This is a genomic window from Pseudanabaena sp. UWO311, from assembly GCF_006937785.1.
In the GTDB taxonomy this organism is placed as follows: domain Bacteria; phylum Cyanobacteriota; class Cyanobacteriia; order Pseudanabaenales; family Pseudanabaenaceae; genus Pseudanabaena.
The window spans coordinates 30,152-54,821 of sequence record NZ_SJEE01000015.1; the positions used below are offsets into that span (position 1 = coordinate 30,152).

19 protein-coding genes and 1 pseudogene are annotated in these 24,670 nt (G+C 42.0%); 10 read left to right on the plus strand and 10 right to left on the minus strand.

Annotated elements, in window-relative coordinates; translation table 11 throughout:
• Window positions 1-38: 38 nt before the first annotated feature.
• The 3 genes from PseudUWO311_RS12835 to PseudUWO311_RS12845 form a co-directional block, all read right to left on the minus strand.
• The gene (locus tag PseudUWO311_RS12835) at window positions 39-2,603 is read right to left on the minus strand and encodes an MASE1 domain-containing protein (protein ID WP_142655636.1); all 2,565 of its coding nucleotides are present in this window, start codon (window positions 2,601-2,603) and stop codon (window positions 39-41) included.
• Between the two features lie 542 nt (window positions 2,604-3,145).
• On the minus strand, window positions 3,146-5,092 hold the full coding sequence (locus tag PseudUWO311_RS12840; RefSeq protein ID WP_142655637.1) for an ABC-F family ATP-binding cassette domain-containing protein: 1,947 nt from the start codon (window positions 5,090-5,092) through the stop codon (window positions 3,146-3,148).
• Window positions 5,093-5,244: 152 nt separating this feature from the next.
• Window positions 5,245-5,760 (minus strand): hypothetical protein, encoded by a 516-nt coding sequence (locus PseudUWO311_RS12845; protein WP_142655638.1) that lies wholly within the window; start codon window positions 5,758-5,760, stop codon window positions 5,245-5,247.
• A gap of 93 nt (window positions 5,761-5,853) precedes the next feature.
• Here PseudUWO311_RS12845 and PseudUWO311_RS12850 point away from each other — a divergent pair, with 93 nt between their 5' ends.
• Window positions 5,854-6,873 (plus strand): glycosyltransferase, encoded by a 1,020-nt coding sequence (locus PseudUWO311_RS12850; protein WP_142655639.1) that lies wholly within the window; start codon window positions 5,854-5,856, stop codon window positions 6,871-6,873.
• An 86-nt stretch (window positions 6,874-6,959) separates the two neighbouring features.
• Here the strand turns inward: PseudUWO311_RS12850 and PseudUWO311_RS12855 are convergent.
• A pseudogene (locus tag PseudUWO311_RS12855) lies at window positions 6,960-7,739 on the minus strand (thiazole synthase); the annotation flags it as partial.
• A gap of 289 nt (window positions 7,740-8,028) precedes the next feature.
• Here PseudUWO311_RS12855 and PseudUWO311_RS12860 point away from each other — a divergent pair.
• Complete coding sequence (locus PseudUWO311_RS12860; RefSeq protein WP_142655640.1) at window positions 8,029-8,976, plus strand: F0F1 ATP synthase subunit gamma; 948 nt, start codon at window positions 8,029-8,031, stop codon at window positions 8,974-8,976.
• Window positions 8,977-9,027: 51 nt separating this feature from the next.
• Complete coding sequence (locus PseudUWO311_RS12865; RefSeq protein WP_142655641.1) at window positions 9,028-9,624, plus strand: hypothetical protein; 597 nt, start codon at window positions 9,028-9,030, stop codon at window positions 9,622-9,624.
• Between the two features lie 29 nt (window positions 9,625-9,653).
• Here PseudUWO311_RS12865 and PseudUWO311_RS12870 read toward each other — a convergent pair whose 3' ends face one another.
• Window positions 9,654-10,766, minus strand: a complete 1,113-nt coding sequence (locus tag PseudUWO311_RS12870) for a quinone-dependent dihydroorotate dehydrogenase (RefSeq protein ID WP_142655642.1) — start codon at window positions 10,764-10,766, stop codon at window positions 9,654-9,656.
• A gap of 71 nt (window positions 10,767-10,837) precedes the next feature.
• Here PseudUWO311_RS12870 and PseudUWO311_RS12875 point away from each other — a divergent pair, with 71 nt between their 5' ends.
• Together PseudUWO311_RS12875 and PseudUWO311_RS12880 are read left to right on the plus strand one after the other, a co-directional pair.
• Window positions 10,838-11,065, plus strand: a complete 228-nt coding sequence (locus PseudUWO311_RS12875) for a gas vesicle protein GvpG (protein ID WP_142655643.1) — start codon at window positions 10,838-10,840, stop codon at window positions 11,063-11,065.
• A 127-nt stretch (window positions 11,066-11,192) separates the two neighbouring features.
• On the plus strand, window positions 11,193-11,924 hold the full coding sequence (locus tag PseudUWO311_RS12880) for a pentapeptide repeat-containing protein (protein ID WP_142655644.1): 732 nt from the start codon (window positions 11,193-11,195) through the stop codon (window positions 11,922-11,924).
• A 30-nt stretch (window positions 11,925-11,954) separates the two neighbouring features.
• Here PseudUWO311_RS12880 and PseudUWO311_RS12885 read toward each other — a convergent pair whose 3' ends face one another.
• From PseudUWO311_RS12885 to PseudUWO311_RS12895, 3 genes are all read right to left on the minus strand, one after another.
• Complete coding sequence (locus PseudUWO311_RS12885) at window positions 11,955-12,572, minus strand: precorrin-8X methylmutase (protein WP_142655645.1); 618 nt, start codon at window positions 12,570-12,572, stop codon at window positions 11,955-11,957.
• A gap of 123 nt (window positions 12,573-12,695) precedes the next feature.
• A complete protein-coding gene (locus PseudUWO311_RS12890; protein ID WP_142655646.1) occupies window positions 12,696-13,763 on the minus strand; it encodes a PleD family two-component system response regulator in 1,068 nt (355 codons plus the stop codon).
• A 27-nt stretch (window positions 13,764-13,790) separates the two neighbouring features.
• Window positions 13,791-17,276, minus strand: a complete 3,486-nt coding sequence (locus tag PseudUWO311_RS12895) for a PAS domain S-box protein (protein ID WP_142655647.1) — start codon at window positions 17,274-17,276, stop codon at window positions 13,791-13,793.
• A gap of 317 nt (window positions 17,277-17,593) precedes the next feature.
• On the opposite strand from PseudUWO311_RS12895, the gene mnmE reads away from it, so the two are divergent.
• Entirely contained in the window at window positions 17,594-19,024 is a 1,431-nt protein-coding gene (mnmE, locus tag PseudUWO311_RS12900; protein WP_142655648.1) for a tRNA uridine-5-carboxymethylaminomethyl(34) synthesis GTPase MnmE, read from the plus strand.
• A gap of 141 nt (window positions 19,025-19,165) precedes the next feature.
• On the plus strand, window positions 19,166-20,347 hold the full coding sequence (locus tag PseudUWO311_RS12905; RefSeq protein WP_142655649.1) for a rhodanese-related sulfurtransferase: 1,182 nt from the start codon (window positions 19,166-19,168) through the stop codon (window positions 20,345-20,347).
• Here the strand turns inward: PseudUWO311_RS12905 and PseudUWO311_RS12910 are convergent.
• Window positions 20,337-21,149 (minus strand): inositol monophosphatase family protein, encoded by an 813-nt coding sequence (locus PseudUWO311_RS12910; RefSeq protein ID WP_142655650.1) that lies wholly within the window; start codon window positions 21,147-21,149, stop codon window positions 20,337-20,339. The two genes, PseudUWO311_RS12905 and PseudUWO311_RS12910, sit on opposite strands and share 11 nt — an antisense overlap.
• 196 nt (window positions 21,150-21,345) lie before the next feature.
• Here PseudUWO311_RS12910 and PseudUWO311_RS12915 point away from each other — a divergent pair, with 196 nt between their 5' ends.
• From PseudUWO311_RS12915 to PseudUWO311_RS12925, 3 genes are all read left to right on the plus strand, one after another.
• Entirely contained in the window at window positions 21,346-22,143 is a 798-nt protein-coding gene (locus PseudUWO311_RS12915) for an ABC transporter permease (RefSeq protein WP_142655651.1), read from the plus strand.
• A 189-nt stretch (window positions 22,144-22,332) separates the two neighbouring features.
• The gene (locus PseudUWO311_RS12920; RefSeq protein ID WP_142655652.1) at window positions 22,333-23,460 is read left to right on the plus strand and encodes an aldo/keto reductase; all 1,128 of its coding nucleotides are present in this window, start codon (window positions 22,333-22,335) and stop codon (window positions 23,458-23,460) included.
• Between the two features lie 94 nt (window positions 23,461-23,554).
• Window positions 23,555-24,046 carry a YajQ family cyclic di-GMP-binding protein gene (locus tag PseudUWO311_RS12925; RefSeq protein ID WP_103669122.1) on the plus strand — a complete coding sequence of 164 codons (492 nt, stop codon included), beginning with the start codon at window positions 23,555-23,557 and terminating at the stop codon, window positions 24,044-24,046.
• A 79-nt stretch (window positions 24,047-24,125) separates the two neighbouring features.
• On the opposite strand, the gene PseudUWO311_RS12930 is transcribed toward PseudUWO311_RS12925, so the two are convergent.
• On the minus strand, window positions 24,126-24,608 hold the full coding sequence (locus PseudUWO311_RS12930; RefSeq protein WP_142655653.1) for a DUF4079 domain-containing protein: 483 nt from the start codon (window positions 24,606-24,608) through the stop codon (window positions 24,126-24,128).
• Between the last annotated feature and the right edge of the window lie 62 nt (window positions 24,609-24,670).

The following is a 24,670-nucleotide window of genomic DNA, read 5'->3' on the forward strand; positions in this document are numbered from 1 at the left end:
AATTAATTTTGCAGATTTAATCAGAACGCAAAGCGTTATTAAATATACTTTGAAAGTAAAGGCTCAGTGAGATCAATTAATTTATCAAACTGGAAATTATGTGCGAGTTTAGTTAGCGATCGCACTAAGAAAGTTTCGTCTTCTGGAATTTGCCTAATTAAGTTTATAACAATATTTTTATCAGCTTCAAGGGACGATCTATATAATTGCATAATCCAGCTATCTGGCATAACTTTTAAATTTTTAGGAGTTAGCGATATTTCCGAGGGAAAGTGGATCTTTCGTTCGTGATTCTGAATATTTTCGTAAGTGTACTTCACTCCCAAATGTTTGGCAAGAGTATCAAAAATTATGTGCTCTTTAAATGGCTTGCGGATGAAGTCGTCGCAACCTACTGAGAGCACTATCGCTTTTTCTTCTTCTAATACACTGGCTGTTAACGCGATCACAGCAGTAGCATTGCCTTTAATTGTGGACTTGATGTATTTTGTCGCTTCATAGCCGTCCATGACTGGCATTCGCATATCCATCCATATTAAGTGTGGCTCCCACTGATCCCAGATGGCGATCGCCTCTTGTCCATTGCTAGCTTCTTGGACTTCAAAGCCCATCGGTCTTAGTAGCTTTACTAACAATTGACAATTAACGGGTTTATCATCCACAACTAAGATTTTGTAATTGGGTTGCTCAGGAGCAAGGGCTAATGCTCGTCTTTTTTCGTTAGGGTTACTAACAATCTCTTTACCAAGTTGCGCGTGAATCTGAAACTGGAAAGTAGAACCTTTTCCAAGTTCACTAGTAACTGAGATCTCACCACCCATCAACTGCACAAACCTGCGGCTAATTGCTAAGCCTAAGCCTGTACCTTCTTGCTTTTCACGTCCTGCCTGAGCTTGAGAAAAGGATATAAATAATTCGGACAATTCTTCATCGGCAATACCCTCTCCTGTATCGCGAATGCTGAAATTGAGGATGCATTTATCATCTGATGAAGATTCTAAAGTTTTCCCTAAAGTTTCAACCGATGTATTTTTAGACTGACCAGCATTTGTAACAAAAACAGAAACCGAGCCCTTCTTAGTAAATTTGATCCCATTGCCAATCAAATTGATCAGGACTTGACGTAACTTGACTTGATCAGTACAGATATATTTGGGGACATTGACATCACGCTCAAAAATTAGATTAATTCCAGCGTTGAATGCGCTTAGTTGGAGCATATCTTCGATGTCATCTAACAAATGATCTAGATCAAAAGTTTGTAAATTTAGAGTTGTTTTACCTGCTTCAATTTTTGATAGGTCAAGAATGTTGTTAATAAGTGTTAACAGGTAATCGCCGCTTTGATTAATAATACTGACGCTTTCATAATGTTCTGCTGTTAAATTCTTCGCTCTCATCATCATTTGTGAAAATCCAAGTACTGCATTTAGTGGCGATCGCAGTTCATGGCTCATATTGGCAATGAAAGCACTTTTAGCTTGATTGGCAGATTCTGCTTTAGACGCTAGTTCTAGAGCCTTAGCTTCACTTTGACGCAGAGCACTAGTACGCTCAAGCACCCTTTGCTCTAGATCGGCATTAGCTCTTTGCAAGCTCAAGTTTGCTTTACGGTTTTCTTCCACAATGGCAATAGTAATCATTGTCGTCAAAGCAATTACACCCATAAAGATTTGCAGTAATAACAGCGAATCTCCCTGACCTATAGCTTTATAAAAGACTCCAAACTTATATGCCGTTGCTACAGAGGCTGTCATGCTAACAATCATGATGAGCAAGGTAGTTATCTTTGCCCCAAAACGAAAAGCTGACCAGAGTAATGGTGGTAATAGTAAATATTCTATAGGTTGGCTTTGATAAAAGGAGAAATAGGCAACTAAGATTAAACTACTTATCGCAATAACTACTTCCCAATTCAGCCAAGATTTGATCGTATTGTCTCGCTGCGATCGCAGCCATGTTAGGACTATAGACGCAAAAATCAATACCCCGATCGAATCGCCAATCCACCATGGCAAGAAATAATCTTTTAGGAAATCCCCCTCATATCGTTTAGTGAGAATATATATGCCAGTACCAGTAATGGTTTGGAAGATGGTTCCACTAAATAGGGAACAAAGAGAAAACACAACTACATGACGAACTTGATTGAAGGGGTAAGTTGTGCGCGTAAATCTTAAAATCAGCGAAACGGTGATCAATGTGCCAATGGTGGAGCCAATACTTGCTCCTAATGCTGGAATTAAAACTGTTAACCAGTTTTTATGAAGGTTAAAAAATAGGATGCCTAAAAAAACACCTAACCATCGCGATCGCCCAAACGCCAAAAGTAACCCCACATTAAACCCCGCTCCTGGCCAGACAGGAGAAGGACCATAAAGCCTAGGGATAGTATTAGCAATTATCCAAGAGGATCCAAAATAGGCGAGCGCGATGCCGATTACCTCAATCCAATAGCGAGGATTTTTAAGTTCTATCCCCAAACGAGGCAGCTTCAACCTTGAGCTATTAGGTGCTGTTTTGGTTGATGGGTGGTTATTAGTCAAGGCTATTTTTGGGGTGAAGCTATTTGTTCGTTCGCTCGTAAAGCTTGGGGAATCCATAAAATAGCGTTACTATTTTAAGAATTATTTTTATGCTCAAATACATTTTGCGAAAGCTATAACAAATATAGCGGATAGACACTTAGTGGCAAGTTTTATAAACACATAAAATCGAAATAAATACTGAATATTAAATAAGATCTTGCAATTTTGGATATGAGCAATGCATGAATCACATAATAATACCAAAACACAAAATAGCGTAGCTATTTTGTGTTTTTAAAACCCATGATTGGTTTGAATTTCGATTCACTAAAGTGTGTCGATGCTTTTATGAATTGCTATAGCTGCCTCCAAGTGTACTAGAACATAAAACCCAAGAATTGATTTGCGGCGCGAAGCGCCGCAAATCAATTCTTGGGTTTTACTTTGTCCTAAGACAAGTGATTGCAACTATAGCTACAGAGGTTTTTAAATGAGTTTGTCGCTGGCAGGCAATACCCACTATCCCTACATCTATATTTTCAGGTAAGGGTAATCCCCCATAGTTGCCCTGTGCAGTTAACAGCAAAAGATTCCACGTAACATTAGTGATAGATAATCTATAAACGCTCGGCAAGTTCTAGCCAACGCTCAGTAGATTTATCGATCGCCATAGTTAATTCTGCTAAACGATCGGAAAGTTTCTGTAATTCCGTATGACCAGTAGGCGCATTGTGATAGAGCTTCTTCTCGGTCTGGATCTTTTCTGCTTCCAGTTTGGGGATTTTTGCTTCTAGTTCCTCATACTCACGTTTTTCTTTGTAAGAGAGTTGTGAAAGTTTTTTGGGCTCAGTTTTGGGTTTAGAAGTTGCAGTCACAGATGGTGTAACGTTAGTTGATTTCTGGTCTTTACCAACTTTATTTGCTTGCAATTTTGCGCTATTAGATTCTTTCTCAGTTTCGTCTTTTTTATATTCTAAATAAATAGAATAATTCCCAGGATATAAGCGAACTTCACCTTCTGGCTCAAAAGAAAATACCATTTCGACCGTGCGATCAAGAAAATAGCGATCGTGGGATACCACAATCACACAACCATTAAAGTCTTCGAGATATTCTTCTAATACAGCGAGAGTCTGTACATCAAGGTCATTAGTCGGTTCATCAAGGATCAAGACATTCGGAGCCGCCATCAAGACCTTGAGAAGGAATAAGCGCCGCTTTTCGCCACCAGAAAGTTTATTGATCGGAGCATATTGCGTATTACCTGGGAAGAGAAATCGCTCTAACATTTGCGAAGCAGTAATGATGCTCCCATCCGATGTCTTGACTAGTTCAGAGACATCTTTGAGATAGTCAATCACGCGCTGATTGCCATGTTCAGCCAGATCGTCGGAATGTTGATCGAAATAGCCGAAATGGATCGTCGTGCCAATTTCCACAGTGCCTGCATCGGGCTGCAACTGTCCGATGATCATATTCATCAGCGTGGATTTGCCTGCGCCATTGCTGCCAATAATGCCGATGCGATCTTCGGGCGTGAAGTTATAGGAAAAATCTTTGATCAGGGTGCGATCGCCATAGGATTTGCAAATGCGATCCAGTTCGACAACCTTTTTGCCAATGCGCCGCCCTGCGGTAGTGATATCGACCTTAGCATTGGCTTGTTTAAATTCCATTGCTTGCAAATCATGAGCGCGATCAATCCGCGCTTTTTGCTTGGTACTACGTGCCTTTGGGCCCTTTTTTAGCCATTCTAATTCCCGCCGCAATAGTCCCGCATGTTTGCGTTGTGTACTCTGTGCCGAGTCTTCCGCTTCGGCTTTTTTCTCTAAATAATAGGAATAGTTGCCCGAATAAGAATACAAATCGCCGCGATCAATTTCAATGATGCGATTGGTAACACGATCTAGAAAATAGCGATCGTGGGTAATTAGCAATAATGCGCCACGATAGCGATTGAGATAGCTCTGCAACCATTCCACAGAGAGCGCATCAAGGTGGTTGGTTGGCTCATCCATCAGCAGCACATCGGGCGCAGAGAGCAATGCTGAGGCGATCGCAATCCGTTTGCGATATCCACCCGAAAGACTGCCGATTTTCGCTTCGAGATCGTCAATTCCTAATTTAGTCAAGACAATTTTGGCATTGGTCTCCAAATCCCAAGCACCTGTCTGATCCATTCGTTCTGATACACGCGATAAATGCTCTAGTAAACGATCTTGATCCCCATGTCCGTGGGTTAGCTTATCGGAAATTTCTTCGTATTCCTTGACTAGCGCCATCTGTTCGCCACTATCGGCAAATACTTGTTCTAAGACCGTATTTTCTTCGTTTAAATCAGGTTGCTGCGGTAAATAGATAATTTTGGCGCTGGAATTCACCCAAAGTTCGCCGCCATCGCTATGCTCTAACCCTGCAATCATTTTGAGTAATGTGGATTTTCCTGACCCATTTGTGCCGATTAAACCCACTTTGTCGCCTTCATCGAGGCTAAAGCTAGCATCCTTGAGGATTTCCTTGATGCCAAAATCTTTGCGGAGCGATCGCAGTGTAAAAAGTGCCATGCCTGATCTATTTATGAGCTGAGAATTGAACTTAAGTCGCTAGGCAAAATTAAATATAAAACCCCAAAATCTTTACCGCCCAATATGCGGGCGGTAAAGATTTTGGTTTTGAGTTTTTAATTTTGTTGAGTTACTTATAGTTTAGTTTAGCTTTATTTTCTGCGACTCCAGAAAAGCATCAATAAAACACATCCTGTCAGCAATCCGTAAATCGCGCCAACAACAAGTGTTAAAAAATATCCCAGTTTGGTGATCAACAAACTACCCACCATTACACCCACATACCAGCTCGCCGTAGTCCCCACAATCCACCAGCCTGATTGTTTAAAATACTGTTTAATTAGCATCCATTGCATAAATCCAGTTGAAAATCCCCGTAAACAAGCATATATCATCAATAAATCAACTGCATCGCCATAGGTGACAGCCAACTGAAAGCTTGCCCAAGAACTTAGCGAGCCGCCCACAGCACCACCCACTAAAGTTGTCCACAGCCATCCGACACCCCGTATATATCGCCTGATCACTAGCCACTGAGATACCGCGATCGCGAGGCTCATCACTGCAAAACTTAAAAACACCCCAAAATCACCAGTTATGAAGTCTGTGACAGAGGCGCTAATTTTGCCACCCCCCGCGTAACTCAGTGATGTGGCTGTAATCCACAAGGGCAGAAAGCTCCAGTGAAGTTTTTTGATGGTTATCTCTTTTAACCTAAACTTGTTTAACAAGGATTTGAGCCTGATATTTGAGCTTGCTAAATGAGAAGACTATACTTTTTGCTGCCAGGAACTACAAATAAATTTGCTTGCGGCGGGTTGTGGGCAGAGCTAAAAACCTTGGAATTAGTCAAAAAAGTTTGTGCTGCGGAAGTCGTCACCTATCGCCAGCGCGAAAAAGAGCATCTTTGGCTGGATGATTTATTGGATTCAGATGATACGTTTCGAGCTTTAGATGATGCAATTTTTGTGATGAGCTGGGGATTTGATGTTGTTAAACTTGCGCCAAAGTTAAAGCGTTTGAATGCAATTTATCACGCCCATAGCGCAGGTTATGGCTTTAATTTACCAGCGAGTGTGCCAATTATTACGGTGAGTCGCAATACTCTCGGCTATTGGGGACAGCGATCGCCACATTCGTTAATTTATTATTTACCTAACGAGATCTCCAGTAAGTTTCAAAATCAAGAAAATAGTCATTGGAGCGATCGCGATATTGATGTGCTGGTGCAGGCGCGAAAATCCTCAAGTTATTTGATGAACCAATTAATTCCTGCCTTGCAAAAGCAATGTCGAGTTGAAGTAATTGATCATTATGTTGAAGATCTGGAAGGATTATTTAATCGTGCGAAGGTCTATCTCTATGACTCAGCAGAATATTGGGCTGTACAGAATGTAACCGAAGGATTTGGCTTGCAGCCAATGGAAGCTCTGGCTTGTGGCTGTCAAGTTTTTTCTAGTGTCAATCATGGCTTGTCTGATTATTTAGATCCTGCTTTCAACTGTTACAAGATTGCAGGATACTCACTAGAGTTTGATATGCATCGCATTCTTAGGGTAATTCAAACCAATCAAAAATTGTCTTTATCGCCAACTGTATTAGATGAATATCGTGCTGAAAATATCATCAAGCGATTAGAAGTGATTTTGATCGAGCTAAACGAATTTTTTGATCACAAGCAGTTATATCAAAGCAATATTCCCGAATTAGATTATTGGCAAGTGGTGAAGCTGCGATCGCAAAGAGTATGGACAAAAGTACTTAAACGTTTGCAGCCATAGCAAAGTTTTGCAAAACCCAAAAGATAAGTGGCGGTGCTACGCACCGCCACTTATCTTTTGGGTTTTATGCTATGCAACCCTATTCCTTAAGATACTAATCCAGTTAGTGGTGAACTGGCGCTAGCATAAGCTTTGACAGGAATTCTTCCCGACAGATAGGCGGCGCGACCTGCCTCAGTTGCCATGCCCATCGCCCGACCCATTGCCACAGGATTATTCGCACAGGCGATCGCGGTATTTACCAACAAGGCTGATGCACCCATTTCCATTGCTGCTGCGGCTTCGCTAGGTACGCCGATACCAGCATCGACCACGACGGGAATCTTGGATTCTTCGATGATGATCGCGATATTTGCGGCATTGTTAATACCCTGCCCTGAACCAATGGGTGATCCAAGAGGCATCACCGTTACACAACCAATTTCTTCGAGAGTTTTTGCCAATCGGGGATCGGCGTTGATATAGGGTAAAACTGCAAAGCCTTCTTTAACTAACTGTTCAGCAGCTTTACAAGTACCAAGGGGATCGGGGAGTAAATATTTGAGATCAGGGATTACTTCTAGCTTTACAAAATTATTATCTTCTTGCCCCAAAATCTTTGCCATCTCGCGCCCCAGTCTTGCCACGCGCACCGCTTCATCGGCAGTTTGACAGCCAGCAGTGTTGGGCAATAGCCAATATTTGCTCCAGTCGATCGCTTCAGCAAGTCCTTCGTGCCCCGCAGCATTAGTTTGGACACGGCGCACCGCCACAGTCACAATCTCGCAGCCACTGGCAATGATCGCCTGACGCATTATCTCGAAGTTGGCATATTTTCCTGAGCCAGTCATTAAGCGAGATCGGAACTTACGCCCTGCAATTTCGAGCAGATCGCCTGATGGTTCAGCAATATCAGGGTTTGGGCTATTTATCGTGAAAATTGGGTTGAAAGAAGGTGAAGAGGCGATCATATCAAGGGATTAAAAGGTTATTGGCAAATTTTTGGTAATAAATCTGCTGACGCAGATTTATTACCATGCTAATCAATTTCAAGGATATACATTAGTTTGCGGTTTGAAGGCGCAATTTTTTATTAAGATACTTAGGATACTTAAGTGTCTTCTGTGATATTCCAAATTTTCCATAGTATTCAATAGCAAGTAGCAATTTAGTTTCATGGCTAACCTCAAATCCATCCGCGATCGCATCGGCACTGTTAAGAATACTCGCAAGATAACTGAAGCAATGCGTCTTGTCGCAGCCGCAAAGGTCAGACGTGCTCAGCAGCAAGTTCTTGCCACTCGTCCTTTTGCCGATCGCCTCGCTCAAGTCCTATATCGTCTCCAGCAGCGCATCTCATTTGAAGATGTCAGTCTGCCTTTACTCGAAAAACGTCCTGTCAAAACCGTTGGTCTTCTGGTAATTTCAGGCGATCGTGGTCTTTGTGGTGGCTATAACTCAACCATTATCCGCCGCGCTGAAGCCCGTGCTAAAGAATTAAAAGAACAAGGTATCAATTACACCTTTATCTTGGTTGGTCGTAAGGCGGCGCAATACTTTGCTCGTCGTGAGCAGCCGATCGCCGCTAAGTTCGTTAGCTTAAACCAAATTCCTAACGCAGCTGAAGCCAATGCGATCGAGGATGAGATTACCTCAGCATTTTTAGCTGGTGTAATTGATCGTGTTGAGTTAATCTATACGCGCTTCGTATCTCTGATTAGCTCTCGCCCTGTCCTCCAAACTCTATTGCCTTTGGAACCTCAAGGACTAGAACCTCAAGACGATGAAATTTTCCGCCTAATTACCCGTGGTGGTAAATTCCAAGTAGAGCGCGAAAAGAGAGAAATTACTGTCAAGGAATTGCCAAAAGAATTGCTCTTTGAACAAAATCCTGAACAAATCCTTGATGCTTTGTTACCTCTGTATCTGAGCAATCAAATCCTCCGCGCTTTGCAAGAATCCGTAGCTAGCGAACTTGCTGCTCGGATGACAGCGATGAACAACGCTACTGAAAATGCAGGCGACCTAATTAAGTCCCTGACTTTGCAGTACAACAAAGCCCGCCAAGCCGCGATTACTCAAGAAATTCTGGAAGTAGTTGGTGGCGCAGCCGCTCTAACTTAAACCCAAAAAGGCGGCGCATAGCGCCGCCTTTTTTATTCTGGGGAAATTAACATGGCTTACAGTGACTTCAACCTATCTCGTGTTCGAGAGACTTTTGCGCTAGTTGTTGAAGAGCCAAAAAGTCTTTTTCTCAATATTTTGCCAACTACGGCTAGTGATTATTTAATTACTACGCTGGATGAAAACCTTGCATTAGCTACCGCGATCAATACCGAAAAAGCACGATCAGAAATGGTGATTGCACCTGTGCTCCTAGAGGTACGTCGTCAGCTCAATTATGAAATTGGGTTTTTCTCTGGTACAGAATTTAATATCGATCCGACACAAGGATTGACAGGTTACTGCGACTATATTCTCAGCGCGATCAAGGATTCCTATGAAGTGCGATCGCCTGTACTGATGTTGGTCGAAGCAAAAAATGAAAATATCAAATCGGGTTTGGGGCAATGTGCGGCAGAGATGATCGCTGCACAAATAGTAAATACGAAAACTGGTTTAGTTGATCAACCCGTTTATGGCTGTGTGACAACAGGGACAGATTGGAAATTTATGCAACTATGTGATCGCACTCTCAAAATTGATCAGCGAGATTATTTCATTAATGAGATCTTTACAATTTTGAGTATTCTTTTACTACCATTCCAATAAGAAAAAGACGGGCAAAGCCCGCCTTTTTCTTATTTATGCGACATCCCGATCGCTTGTTGAATATTATCTAAGCCATTCGCTTCTAACTTGGCAACCAATCCTTTCAATATATTTTTGATGATCATTGGCCCCTCATAGATTAAGCCCGTATAACCCTGCACGATCGCTGCCCCAGCCGTAATCTTTTGCCAAGCATCTTCCGCCGTGAAAATGCCTCCCACACCGATGATCGGTAAACTTCCTTGAGTTGTTTGCCAGATGAGGTTGATCACTTCCAAAGAGCTATCGCGTACAGGTTTACCACTAATTCCACCTGCTTCCTCAGTGACAAGCTTCCCAGTAATGGACAAATGCGTAGTTGTTAAGTTTTGACGAGAAATCGTCGTGTTTGTAGCAATAATTCCTGCTACGTCATAGGTTTGACTCGCTTTGACTACCTCAACAATGTCAGCATCATTCAAGTCAGGGGCGATTTTTACTAAAATCGGTTTTTTCTGGGTGTTAATTGGATTTAGTTCTGCAAGAATCGCGCATAGTTGATCGGTTGCTTGCAAGTCCCTCAAATTGGGCGTATTTGGTGAACTGACATTAACGACGAAATAATCTCCAAAATCATATAGCGATCGCAAGCTCTCGGCATAGTCTAGTTTTGCATCGGCGATCTCCGTAATTTTAGATTTGCCAAGATTAATGCCAAGGGGAATAGTCAGCTTATGGGTTTGCAAGTAATTTTTAAGATCAGTCGCTGTTGCTGCTGCACCACGATTATTAAAACCCATCCGATTTAAAACTGCGCGATCGCTGGGCAAGCGAAACAAACGCGGTTGTGGATTGCCAGACTGAGCATGGGCTGTAATCGTCCCCACTTCTGCAAAGCCAAATCCCAGATGCTCCCATGCGCCGATCGCTTCCGCATTTTTGTCAAAACCTGCCGCTAAGCCGACGGGATTCTCAAATTTAATGTTCCATAAGGTTTGCGATAGCCGCGAATCGCTATAGTAGAAGGTAGACTTAGCGATCGCTTGCAGAATTGGAGATTCACTAATTCGGTGACAAGTGGCGATCGCCAAATGATGCGCAGCTTCAGGATCGAGTGAAAATAAAAGGGGGCGTACCCCATATTGGTAGGCAACACTTAGCATAGGTTTAGTTTATGAGGCTGTTTTACAAAATCCGTCAGCCTGCAATCAGAAATTAAGGAGTACATTTCCCAATGATATGGCAACTACTGACAGCACCCCTTGATGGACTAGTCTGGATCGCGGAACAAATCGAAGAAAGGGCGACTACTGAGTTAGAAAAAACCGAAAATCTTCAAAAAAGGCTCACTACTTTACAACTAAAGTTCGATCTTGGTGATATCAGTGAAGAAGATTTTATGGCTCAAGAACAAGAGATTTTAGAAGCAATGGAAGCAGAAATGGACGAAAACAATGAATAAGATATAGTGCTGTGCGCTATACCTTATTCCAATAATTTAGTTGTGCGCGGCTTTGCCATGCGCAACTAAATTATTAACGCCTTTTTAGGGGGAAGGGATTATTTATTAAACAAATGGTGGAAACTTAATGGAAGTAAGTGAATTAATCAATAGCTACCATGCAGGTCGTCGCAACTTTGCGGGAGTAAATCTTAGCAGAACGGATATGAATGGTATTGACTTGAGTCATGCCGACCTCAGTGGTGCAAATCTGAGTGAATCCAGTCTCTATGGTGCAAACTTAAGCAATGCCAAGCTTAATGGTGCTGACTTTAATGGTGCTAAGCTCTATCGAGCCAATCTCGTCAGCGCTAATTTTAGTGGTGCTGACTTAGGAGAAGCAGATCTTAGCGAAGCAAATCTTAGTGATGCCAGACTTTATGGCGTGAATTTATATGGAGCAATTCTGAACAAAGCGAAATTGCCTCGCGCCAAACTAACAGGAGCAAATATGGGCAAGGCAAAACTAAATCGAGCCGATCTGAGTGAGGCGATTCTCAGGGATGCAAGGTTATTTGGAGCGAACCTGAATGAAGCTATGCTACAACGTGCCGATCTCAGTCGAGCGAGTCTCAATGGCGCAAACCTGAATAAAGCGATGCTTTCTGAGGTTGATTTGACCTTTGCGAGCTTGTATGGAGCTAGTCTATGTGATGCTGATCTCAGCGAAGCTGATTTGACTAGTGCTAATCTTCAAGGCTCTGACTTAACCCGTGTGAATTTCTATAAGGCGAACTTAAGTAAATCAAAAATGGCTGATGCCTCCACTGAGGGAATGCTTACAAAAGAGGCAAATCTATCAGGCATTATCTGGTCATAAAATAGAGACAAACACCTTCGGTGTTTGTCTCTATAATTTATTGCCGTAGGCTTGCCATGCCAAGCTGACCAGAGAATTGAATATGGCTGCCGCTGCGATCGCATTGCCTTTACGACCATCGACGCGAATATGGGGAATTAATGAATCATTTAAGCGAGACTTAATAACATCAGTATCAATAAAACCAGCAGGAGTACCAATTACCAACGCAGGCTTGACATCCTCCATTTCGATCAAATCCACTAGAGTCGCCAATGCTGTTTGAGACTCACCAATTACAAAAATGGCTTCGGGATAACGTTTTGCCAAAGTTTCGATCCCCCAAGCTGCTTGCGTTTTACCTTTTTGGGGACGAGTGATTGCTTCTACGCCGCAATAAATGGGATTCGCGAAAGTATCACAGATTTTTGGAAAGATGGCAGCTTGTACAGTCGGCACATCGACGATAATTGTTGTACGGGTAGCAAGGGCTGCGGCTCCAGCCTGTAAAGCTTGCTCAGAGAACCTGACAAGATTTTTATATTCAAAATCTGCGGTGGCATAAATTACTTGGCGCACAATTTCATATTCGGCTGGTGAAAGTGAGTGTTCACCAATCTCGTTGTCGATTATTGCTAGGCTTTGTGCGTCCGTAGTATGCCATTCCATAAAATTATGCGATTACCGTAGTTTAGTCATATAGCATTCAGCTAAGACCGTACCATATTTTCGATAACGTCCCAGATTAATAAATAGTGTAAGGCGGCGCTTCGCGCCGCCTTACACTATTTATTAATCTGGGACGTATGCATTTTGCCTGACACAGTTTCGACCTTCAGCTTTAGCAAGATATAGGGCGCGATCAGCTGATTTGAGTAAATGGAGCACTTCAAACCCATGCGCAGGAACAAGTGTTGCAACCCCGCAGCTAATCGTCACATGATCGGCGACTTTAGAGCAAGCGTGGGGCAATTGTAGCGATCGCACAATTTCTGTGGCACGAATCGCCACATTCAAAGCTCCTTCGGCATCGGTATTCGGCAAAATAATTGCAAATTCTTCCCCTCCATACCGAGCGACCAAATCCGCAGGACGATTGGTGGATTTACTAATTGCATTGGCAATTTCCTGTAAGCAGCGATCGCCCTCTTGATGTCCGTAATTATCGTTATAGTTTTTAAAAAAATCGATGTCACATAACACCAATGAAAGAGGAATTTGTTCTCTATGCGATCGTTTACATTCTTGCTCTAGATATTCATCTAGACAGCGACGGTTAGCCACTTGGGTTAAGCCATCAATGGAGACCAATCTTCTTAATTCTTGGACAACAATTGCTAATTGTTGATTGGCTGATTCAAGCTGTTGGCGAAGATTAGCTTGATCGAGCAAACGACGTACCCTTTGACGCAAGACAGCCCAGTGAATTGGCTTAGTTACATAGTCCGAAGCTCCCACCTCATAGGCGCGATCTACAGACTCTCGATCTTCAAGGGCAGTGATAATTAATACGGGAGTATGATCGCCATTTGGCAGCTTTTGGAGACGGGAACAACATTCAAATCCATCTAGAACTGGCATCATTGCATCCAGTAAAATTATATCTGGGTGAAATTCTTGATAAATTTTTAAAGCCTCCATGCCATTAGTCGCTTCAACCACACGATAATTTTCGCGCTCCAAATACCGCACCAAGATTTTTCGCATGAAAGAATCATCATCTACAATTAAAATTAAATGAGGCTTAGATGATGGTGTTTCAAAAAAATTAGTTTTTTGACTTATTGTTAGGCTTGGATGCTTACTGCGATCACTATTTTCATCGGTGGTCATTACATGGTTAGACGGTAAAATTGACATTAATAGATATGCGTCTACCTGAAGAGTTTAGTGATATTTTTCATGCTCCAATTCAGATTTAACATTTGCATACTCATCAGTAATTTTATTGATTTTGATATCCAAGTCCTCATATGCTTGATTACGTAGGTTTGTTTCCAATTCACGGCATAGAGTTGCTAGATCTTCAGCACCAATGACACTACTGCTAGATTTTAAGGTGTGCACTGTCAGCAACATTACCTCAAAATTTTCCTGTGCAAAACTAGTATATAACTCTTGGAGGAGCGATTGTGAATTATCTAGATAACTGTCGATTAGTTCTATCAAAAATCCTGGATCTTCGCCGCCGATGTCACTTGCTGCTTCTTGAAGCGTAGACATGTTGATTGAAGCTAAGGTCAAAGGGCTACTTAGCGTCACTGATGGACATTCCCTTAACACCCGCACGAGTTCGGAATTATGGATAGGTTTGCTGAGATAGTCATCCATACCTGCCGCTAGACAGATCTCTCGATCTCCTTGCATGGCATTGGCGGTCATTGCTACAATCCTCGGTCTAGATATGATTTTGCCATTTTGACAATTTTGTTCGATCGCTCTGGTAGTTTCAATCCCATCCATCTTTGGCATCTGCATATCCATGAACACCAAGTCATAGGGTTGCTGTAAAAGTGCAGATAATACCTCTAACCCATTAGTTGCCACATCCGCCTGATAGCCCATACGCTGCAAAATATGTATAGCAACTTTTTGATTAACAATATTGTCCTCAGCTAGCAAAATTCGCAATGGATGATGCTTAGCTATGTGGGGATCAAAAACAAAGCTTTGCTTCTGTAAACCTGAATAAGTTCGAGTCCTAGGCTGAGTGGGAGAAATACTGATTGTCGTAGGTTGTCCCCAAACATTCACGGGAGCAGTAATCGTAAAGTAAAAGGTAGAACCTTCCTTAACACTGCTCTCCACCCACATTGTGCCGCCCATGAGTTCACATAGATGCTTACTAATCGCCAGTCCTAGCCCAGTACCACCATATTGCCTTGTGGTAGAAGCATCAACTTGGCTAAAGGGTTGAAATAATCGATATAAGCGATCGCTAGGAATGCCAATTCCCGTATCCTTAACTGCGAATTGTAAGGTTCTTAATAACTGAGTTTCTTCTTGGTGATCACTGAGTTCACAACGCAAATAATGTGAAATGAGTACTTGTGTAACCGAAATATTCACAGAACCGCGACTAGTAAATTTGATGGCATTAACGATTAAATTTGCTAAAATTTGCCGTAATCGATTCATATCACCAATTACAATCAAATCCACATCTGGATGAATAAAATAATCGAGTTCAATCTCTTTTTCTAATGCCTTGGCTGATAGCAATTCGATGGTATCTTCTAAGCAAGTTCTCAAATCAAAGGTTTGTTCTTCTAATTCTAGATGTCCTGATTCAATTTTAGAAAAGTCTAAAATATCATTGATGATTGTTAGCAAGGTACTACCTGCATTACGGGCAATCTCCACAAATTCTCGTTGCTCTTTAGTTAGATTTGTGTCGAGTAAGACTCCTGTCATCCCAATTACCGCATTCATTGGAGTACGAATCTCGTGACTCATAGTTGCTAAAAAGTCACTTTTTGAGCGGTTGGCAGCTTCCGCAATAATTCGGGCTTCTTCTAATTCGGCATTTTGTTTGATGAGTTGTTCCCGTTGACGGGTTTCTTGTTTGAGTAAATTTGCCTGAGATAGCTCAATGCTGACTTGGTTTGCCACGGATTCAAGCAACTCTTTCTCTTCATTTGTCCATTCGTGAAAGCTATTACAATGGTGCAATAAAATAATGCCATTGGTCAATCCATGGGATGAAGTGCGTATAGCTAAAAGCGATCGCAGTTGCATTCGATAGAATAATTCCCCAAGATCACCTAAATCTTCCTCTGCGTAAACATTGGTAATTGCGATCGCCTGATCTTGATTACTAACTCTTTGTCCAAAAGCACTATTTAACAGAGGTAATTCAATATCTTTTACTGAAAAGATCTTCTCAGCTAATTGCTCTGACATCAGAGAAATCTGAGGTTCTAGAACTGAGTTTTTCTCTTCATAGTCTAGTTTGTATATGAGGCAACGACTGGCTCGAAAAGCTAACTGAATTTGATGAGCAGCCGTTTGAAAAATACTCTCAATATCAAGGCTTTGGCGAATTTCGTCAGTAATTCGATTAAGTAATACGGTGAGGCGCATTTGCCTTTTTAAATTTTTTTCTGCCTCTTTACGGGCTGTAATATCAGTTTGGATACCAATAAAATTAGTCAATTTCCCCATGTCGTCAAATATAGGAGAAATATTTAATTCATTCCAAAATAAAGAGCCATCTTTGCGATAGTTCCTGATCACAACGTTGCAAGATTCTCCTTTATTAATTGCATTCCGAAGAATATCTTTCTCAGGTTGGAATACATCGGTTCCTTGCAAGAAGCGACAATTTTTGCCGATTACTTCACTCGATTTATAGCCCGTGATTTTTTCAAATGCAGAATTTACATAGACAACTGCATTGTTAGGGAGGAGGCAGTCTGTGATCACGATGCCATTGTGGCTAGAAGCGATCGCGCGTTCTTGTAGGCGTAGAGTTTCTTCATTTTTTTTGCGATCGCTAATATCAAAGCGAATTGATAGATATTTTACGGGATTACCATGATCGTTTAATAAAGGTACGATCGTGCTATCAGTCCAGTAAAGCGTTCCATCTTTAGTCTTATTACGAATTTCACCACGCCATACTTTTCCACTGGAGATAGTATTCCACATCTCGGCAAAAAAATCAGGTGGATGATACGAAGAGTTAATGATTCGATGATTTTTGCCTGATAGCTCGTTTTGACTATATCCAGAGACTTCGCAAAATTTACTATTTGCGTAAGTAATCTTCCCATCCAAATCAGTAACTGCAACGATCGCAGCTTGATCAAGGGCAAATTTTTGAAATGCTAGCTCGTGTAGCGTTTCTTGCAACTTCTCTTCGGCTTGCTTTCGCTTGGAAATATCGCTAGCAATGCCTAAAAAACCTGAAATCTGATTATCTTCATTCCGCAGCGCCGAAATAGAGAGCATCACGGGAAATCGCGATCCATCTTTACAAATATATGTCCACTCGCTTTCTTCTATTTGTCCTAATTTTGCTTTGGCAATAAACACCTCAAACCCTGCGGAAATTTCTCTCCCTAGCTCTTTTGTTAAGCTGAACGCCTGTTGTTGAATTTCCAAAGGATCATGAAAGCGCTCAGGAGTACAATTCCCTATGATTTCTAAAGCTGAATAACCCAGCCAACGCTCAGCTGTGGCATTAAAAGCACAAATCACCCCATCCACAGTCGTTGCAATAATCGAGTAATTGGCACTATCTAAAATTGCTTGGTGCAATCTTAGAGACTCTTTAATCTCATAGCTCCCTGCTTTTTCTGTCGCCCGATTTGGAGAATTGGTACGCCTTTTTTGGTAGATTGATAAATCACCTTTAGTAGCTTTAGCCATAATTTAAGAGGACGCGGATAAAAAATTAGCCCGAAAACAGATAAAAGTTAGTATATTAAAAAAGCCTTGATATTCTGAAAAGCCTCTTTTGTCAGATATATTTCCCCAACCAAGCAAAATTGATTTTTAATTTTTAGATACAATCATATATCTATCTTGATATATATCGATTATACAATAATTTTCGGTCAAACGAACCAAAATGAATTTGGTGGAAGTGTTGCAAATCAACACTTCCACCAAATTCATTGGTTCGGGCTTTAGCGTAAAGTTCTGTAAATAATCATAAGTCATTTAGCCGTTTTTGAGGGTAGTTAATGAGTTTATCTGATACGATCGTGGCAATTGCTACTGCTATTTCGCCACAACAGGGCAGTGTGGGTATTGTGCGATTGTCAGGAGATCGTGCGGTAGCGATCGCGCAGCAAATTTTTTATGCAGGGGGCAAGCAAGCATGGGAAAGTCATCGCATTCTTTATGGCTATGTGAAACATCCCTCGACGAAAGCCATTGTCGATGAAAGTCTTTTGTTATTGATGAAAGCGCCACGTTCTTTTACCCGTGAAGATGTCGTGGAATTTCATTGTCATGGGGGCATTATGGCAGTTCAGCAGGTGCTAAATCTTTGTCTAGAGCAAGGTGCAAGGTTAGCGGAGGCAGGAGAATTTAGTTTAAGAGCCTTTCTCAATGGTCGGATCGATCTTACCCAAGCTGAAAGTATTAATGATTTAGTCGGAGCTAAGTCAGCTCAAGCTGCTCAGGCAGCGATCGCTTCTCTCCGTGGCAAACTCGCGCAGTCTTTAAAATATTTGCGTAGTAAATGCTTGAATGTTTTAACGGAAATTGAAGCAAGAATTGATTTTGAAGATGATTTACCACCCCTTGATGTGAAATGGGTAAAAGCAGAAATTCTCGCAGTTTCTCAGGAATCACAACAGATTTTAGCAACTGCCGATCGCGGTGAACTATTACGAACTGGGCTAAAAGTAGCGATCGTTGGTCGTCCAAATGTTGGTAAATCCAGTTTGTTAAATGCATGGAGCCGTAGCGATCGGGCGATCGTTACGGATTTACCTGGGACAACCCGTGACGTTGTCGATTCACAATTGGTAGTTGGTGGGATTCCTATTCAAGTTCTCGATACCGCAGGGATTAGAGAAACTGAAGATGTGGTAGAGAAGATCGGTGTAGAGCGATCGCGCCAAGCTGCTCAGTCTGCGGATTTAGTATTGATGGTAATCGATGCCAGTGTCGGTTGGATTGAGAAGGATGCGGAAATCTATGCAACTGTGTGCGATCGCCCTGTAATTTTGGTGATTAATAAGATTGATATTGCCCTCACCCCCAGCCCCTCTCCCATAGGCAGAGGGGAGCAAGAGCAAATTCTTACTCCCCCTCTCCTGCGGGAGAGGGGGCTGGGGGGTGAGGGATTCCCTATTGTTAAAACCGCAGCTTCTCAGCAACAGGGAATCGAGGATCTAGAAGCAGCAATTTTGCAATGTATCCACCAAGATGCGATCGCGGCGGCTAATCTCGAAGTTGCCATCAATCAGCGCCAAAAAGCTTGTTTATTACGAGTTGTTCAATCATTAGCTAATGTCCAAATAGCGATCGCTGATCAGTTACCACTTGATTTCTGGACAATTGATTTACGAGATGCCATTAGTGCGATCGGTGAGATCACTGGTGAAGAAGTTACCGAATCTGTCTTAGATCAAATTTTTAGTAGATTTTGTATTGGTAAATAGCTTGACATCCCAAAAAGCAAATCGTCCGCTACGCGGGCGATTTGCTTTTTGGGGTTTACTCACATAAACAACCTGCGATCACGTTATTGTATAAGATGGGTGGCGCTATGCGCCGCCCATCTTAATATTTGAGATTAAACTATGCTAATTCGACTATTTCAAGAACAAGACAGCGAACAGATCGCGCAGTTATTCCATGACACAATTCGAGAGGTCAATATTCGCGACTACTTGCCTGCACAGGTTCAAGCTTGGGCACCCGATGATTTATATTTCACTGATTGGACAGAAGATTGCTCTAGCAACTTTACCTACGTTGCCGAAGAAGAAAACAAAATTATTGGTTTTGCACAACTAGAAACTGATGGTCATATTGATTGTTTCTATTGCCATAAGGACTATCAGCGCTGTGGTGTAGGTACTAGGCTATATAGAGCGATCGAGGCTAAGGCTCTAGAATTAAAAATAGAACGTTTATTTGTGGAAGTAAGTATCACCGCGAGAGCCTTTTTTAAAAGTCGCGGATTTGCTGTGGTTAAGGAGCAACAAGTAACTTGTCGTGGTGAAAAATTAACTAATTTTGTAATGGAAAAGTCTCTCGCAAAGTACTTAGAAAAATCTGAGCCTTTTGTTGTTGCTACGTTCTATCATTTTGCGGATCTAACTGATTACAAATCCATGCGTCCTAAAATTACGGATTTTTGTAATAATCACGAACTCAAAGGCGTAATTTTATTAGCACAGGAAGGTATTAATTCAACGATCGCAGGTAGTCGAGAAGGTATCGATGCTCTCTTGAGTTACTTACGATCTGATATCCGTTTGCGAAATTTGGAACATAAGGAAACTACCTCTGATGTCATGCCTTATAACAAGCTGAGAGTGAGGCTAAAAAAAGAACTTGTAAAGTTTGGGATTTCCGATATCGATCCTAGTAAAGAAGTGGGAACTTATGTAGAACCTCAAGATTGGAATCAGCTAATTAGAGATCCTGATGTGTTAGTTATTGATACGCGCAATATTTATGAAGTCGAGTTTGGAACTTTTGAAGGTGCGATCAATCCTAATTTAGATTTTTTTTATGAGTTTCCTAAATATCTAGAAGATAATCTCAGTAATAATAAGCAACAAAAAATTGCCATGTTCTGCACAGGTGGTATCCGTTGCGAGAAGGCAAGTGCTTATATGTTAGCCAAGGGTTTTGACGAGGTTTACCATCTCAAAGGTGGCATTCTCAAATATTTAGCAGAAGTCCCTCCTGAAGAAAGCCTCTGGCAAGGTGAATGTTTTGTATTTGACGATCGCATTGCGACTAAAGGGTAAATGGTTTTGTTATTTCTTGTGCCATTGGTAAAAGCTCAGCATGACTAACTACTAAAGTTGGAAAATTTTTCTGACTGTAATCTTTGCCCATTTCTAATGGAAAGATATTTGGGGAAGCTTCTAAGGGAACCCAGACAGCGCCGATCGCTTTCAGGATCACCCATACAGCCGCTATATCCCAAATCTTGGGAGTAGCTTCTACTGCGCCAATAGTGGAGCCGATCGCAACCGTCAAAATGTTATAGCTAGCCACACCCAACATCCGCAGTTTAAAAGGGAATTTCGAGCGACCCATTTTTTCGAGACTGCGAGAACAGGCACTAAAGAAATAATTGCCAAGCGCATCAGGATCGGGCGAAACTTCGGGTAAATGAATCGGTGTGTCGTTAAAAAATGCCGCCGAACCATGCTCGTCTGACCAGCCGTAAATATTTTGGCGTAATGGTGGCATCGCGACATAACCAAAAACGGGTGTACCGTGATGCAATAGTCCCAAAGATATGCCCCAAATCGGAATTCCCCTTGCAAAATTGGTTGTGCCATCAAGGGGATCGACTACCCAAGCCCATTCACGATCTGGCAAAACTTGGGTTGATTCTTCAGTTAATACCCCATATTCAGGAAACTCTTTTTCGAGTGCAGCTTTGATATAGGCATCCGCCCAGCGATCGCTTTTCGTCACAAGGCTACCATCGTCCTTAGAGATTGCCACTCGCGTCTGCTCAAAATCTGCAAGCAGGCGATCGCCCACTTGCTTGGTTAACTCTTGGATAAAGGGAAGAATTGATGGCAAGTTTTTCATAGGTTGTTAGCATAACGCACAATTAGACAGGCACTTATAGCTCTCGTCAGTCAAGTTAGATCAAAATCAAAACCCAATAGAGAGTGGCGGCGCTTTGCGCCGCCACTCTCTATTGGGTTGATACACTCGGCGATAGCCCATCTAATTGTGCGGTAAAATGCAATCATGTTAGGACTATTGAGGATTTTGTTGACCTATGAACTTTAGCCTGAATATTAGTCTAAGTTTAGGTCGCGTTTGGGCGATCGCTACCAATGTATTTCGCGAAACTGTGCGCGAACAGGTACTTTACTTATCTTTGCTATATACCGTGATTGTGGTGTCAGCGATGCTGATGCTGCCAGAGTTTTCCTATGACTCATCGGCAAAGATGATCGTTGATGTTGGTATCGCAGCGATCGAGGTAGTGAGTTTGATTGTGGCAGTTTTGGTTGGCACAAATCTCATCAATAAAGAGATCGACAAGCGCACAATTTTTATTTTAATTGCTAAGCCAATGCACCGCACTGAATTTGTGTTAGGCAAGCATCTAGGCTTAACAGCCGTGGTTGGGGCGTTGGTGTCGATTATGACCGTCATTTTTATTGCTCTGATGGCAATCAAAAACATTCCGATCCCGATCCCTGCGATTCTCGTGGCTAACTTTTTTATCTTTTGGCAAATTATGTTGCTAGGGGCGATCGCAATTTTATTTGGTTCCTTTTCAGGTTCGCTAATTGCTTCTTTGCTGACCCTAGCCGCCTATTTAATCGGAAATTTTAGTCGTGATTTGTTGCTACTAGGTGAGATTTCTAAAAATTCTGGTTTGCAAACAGTAACGCGCACTTTTTATATGATTTTGCCCGATTTATCTCGTGCTAACCTCAAAAATGAAGCAGTCTATAATATTCTGCCAAGTTTGCTAGATATGTTTAACAATGGCGTTTATATTTTGAGCTATGCCTTGTTGACCTTAGCGATCGCTATTCTCATATTCGCCCGTCGTCAGTTTTAAACACTGATGTTACGTGAAGGATTCCAGTAATGGCATAGGTTTAGGGCTGGCACGGGGGCACAGCCCTTACAGAAACCTTTAAATTTTGGTGTAGGGGCAATCCCCCCGTGGTTGCCCTGCTTCGCTATCAGCAAGAGATTCATCATCTGATTTCCACGTAACATCAGTTAAACAATCTAGGTATTTACTATGCGCTACCGTCGTTTTGGCAAAACTGAGATGCTCCTATCAGTCTTTTCGTTAGGAGCGATGCGCTATATGGAATCGGCGGATAATGCTCATCGAACGATCTCACGAGCCTTAGAAGTTGGCATCAATCATATTGAAACTGCCCAAGGCTATGGCAAGAGTGAAGAATTTATCGGTAAGGCGATGCGAAATGGATTGAGTAAACAACGCGATCGCTTTTATCTAACTACTAAAATTTCGCCAACCAAAGATGCTGACTCAATGCGTCGCCAGATCGAGCAGTCCCTCAAAAAGCTGAATGTGGACTATATCGATAACTTTGATATTCATGGAATTAACTTACAAGAGCATCTTGATCTAGTCACAGATCCAAATGGCTGCATGAAAGCAGTCAGAGAAGCAGTCGATCAAAAAATGATTGGTCATGTCGGATTCTCCACCCATGCCCCCCTTGATGTAATTCTCAATACGATCAACACCGATTTATTTGAATCGATCAACTTACATTATTATTTTTTCAACCAGCGTAATGCTGCTGCCGTGCAGCTTGCCCATGAGAAAGATATGGGTGTATTCATCATCTCGCCATCGGATAAAGGCGGAATGCTGTATAACCCTTCGGAGGAATTAGCAGGCATAAGCTATCCATTTACGGCTCTCTATATGTGCGATCGCTTCCTGCTCAGCGATCCCCGTGTACATACTCTCAGCCTCGGCGCAGCTAATCCTGCCGAAATCGACTCCCATCAGGATGCGTGGGACAATGATGAACCAATGTCCGAGTTAGAGCAAGCAGTTCTTGATTGCATTAATCGCCGCTATACAATTCTAGAAGGCGATCGCTGTTCCCAGTGTTACGAATGCTTACCTTGTCCTGAAGACATCAATATTCCCGAAGTGTTACGCCTAAGAAACTTAGCCGTCAGTTTTGATATGGTGGAATTTGGCAAGTATCGCTACAAAATGTTTGAAAATGCGGGGCATTGGTTCCCCGGTCGTAAAGCGATTCGCTGTACTGACTGTGGCGATTGTTTGCCTCGCTGTCCAGAAAATTTAGATATCCCTAAGCTTTTGCGTGACACTCACGATCGCTTGCAAGGCTCTGAAGGCAAGCGCCTATGGGAATAACAGAAGGTTGGCGCAAAGCGCTAACTTTCTGTTATTGGTTTTTTGGTAGGATGGGATACATTACGCAATTAGATCTAAAATCTAAAATAAATATATGGCTTCCAGTTATTCATTCGATGTGGTTAGCGATTTTGATCATCAAGAACTTGTCAATGCGATCGATCAAACGCGCCGTGAAATTGTCAGTCGCTATGACTTAAAAAGCACCAAAACAGAAGTTGAACTTGAAAAAGAATCGATAACGATTAACACTAATAGTGAAATGACTCTCACTGCTGTGGTCGATGTGATGCAATCTAAAGCGATCAAACGAGGCTTATCTCTAAAAATCTTTGACTACGGCGAAATCGATTCTGCTAGCGGTAATCGAGTCGTGCAAATTATTAAGCTAAAAAAGGGTATTGAACAGGATCAAGCAAAAAAACTTTCTAAAATTATTCGTGATGCTTTCCCAAAAGCCCAAGCTTCTATCCAAGGCGATGCTTTACGGGTTACTTCCAAATCAAAAGACGAACTCCAAGAAATCATTCAACTCGTAAAAGCAGAAGACTTTCCCCTCGCGCTTCAATTCACGAACTATCGTTAAGCCAAAAAGGCGCTTTGCGACATTACCTAAAAGAGAATTGCGGCGCGATGCGCCGCAATTCTCTTTTAGGTTAGCGATATTAGGCAGCTTTAAACATTTTTTCTAAAATTCTCTGTACGATTTGCCAACCTGTAAAGGTTTGCCATGCAAAAATTCCAATCAAGGCAGTATTTACAGTGATATGAGTTATCCTTGCCCATTCTTTGCCCTGTTGCAATATTGGCGCAAAAGCAGCTGAAAGGGCTGCTAAAAATGCTAAACCTAGACCCGCTAATAAATGTGCACCCACAAATAACTTGCCATTGTCGTTATAGGTAACAGCCATACCGCCAACAGCGCCCGCTACCATCAGCACCAAAAATACCGATCCAAGCTTGTGGTGAAGAATATTGTATCGTTTGGCGATCAGAGCTTTTTTCTCTTCCCCCTCAGAGCTGCGAATTTTGCGATATTGCCAGCCGACATAACCTGCATAAAGTGCCAAAAATAAAGTTGCGAGCATCAGCAGTGGGTGAGCAAAGGTCACCACAGTTTTAAAAGGTTCTGGGATTGCGACAATCATAGTTCTGTTCTTAGGAATTTCTTAGGTATAGCGTCGTAACGATTCTGTATTGAATCTTATTC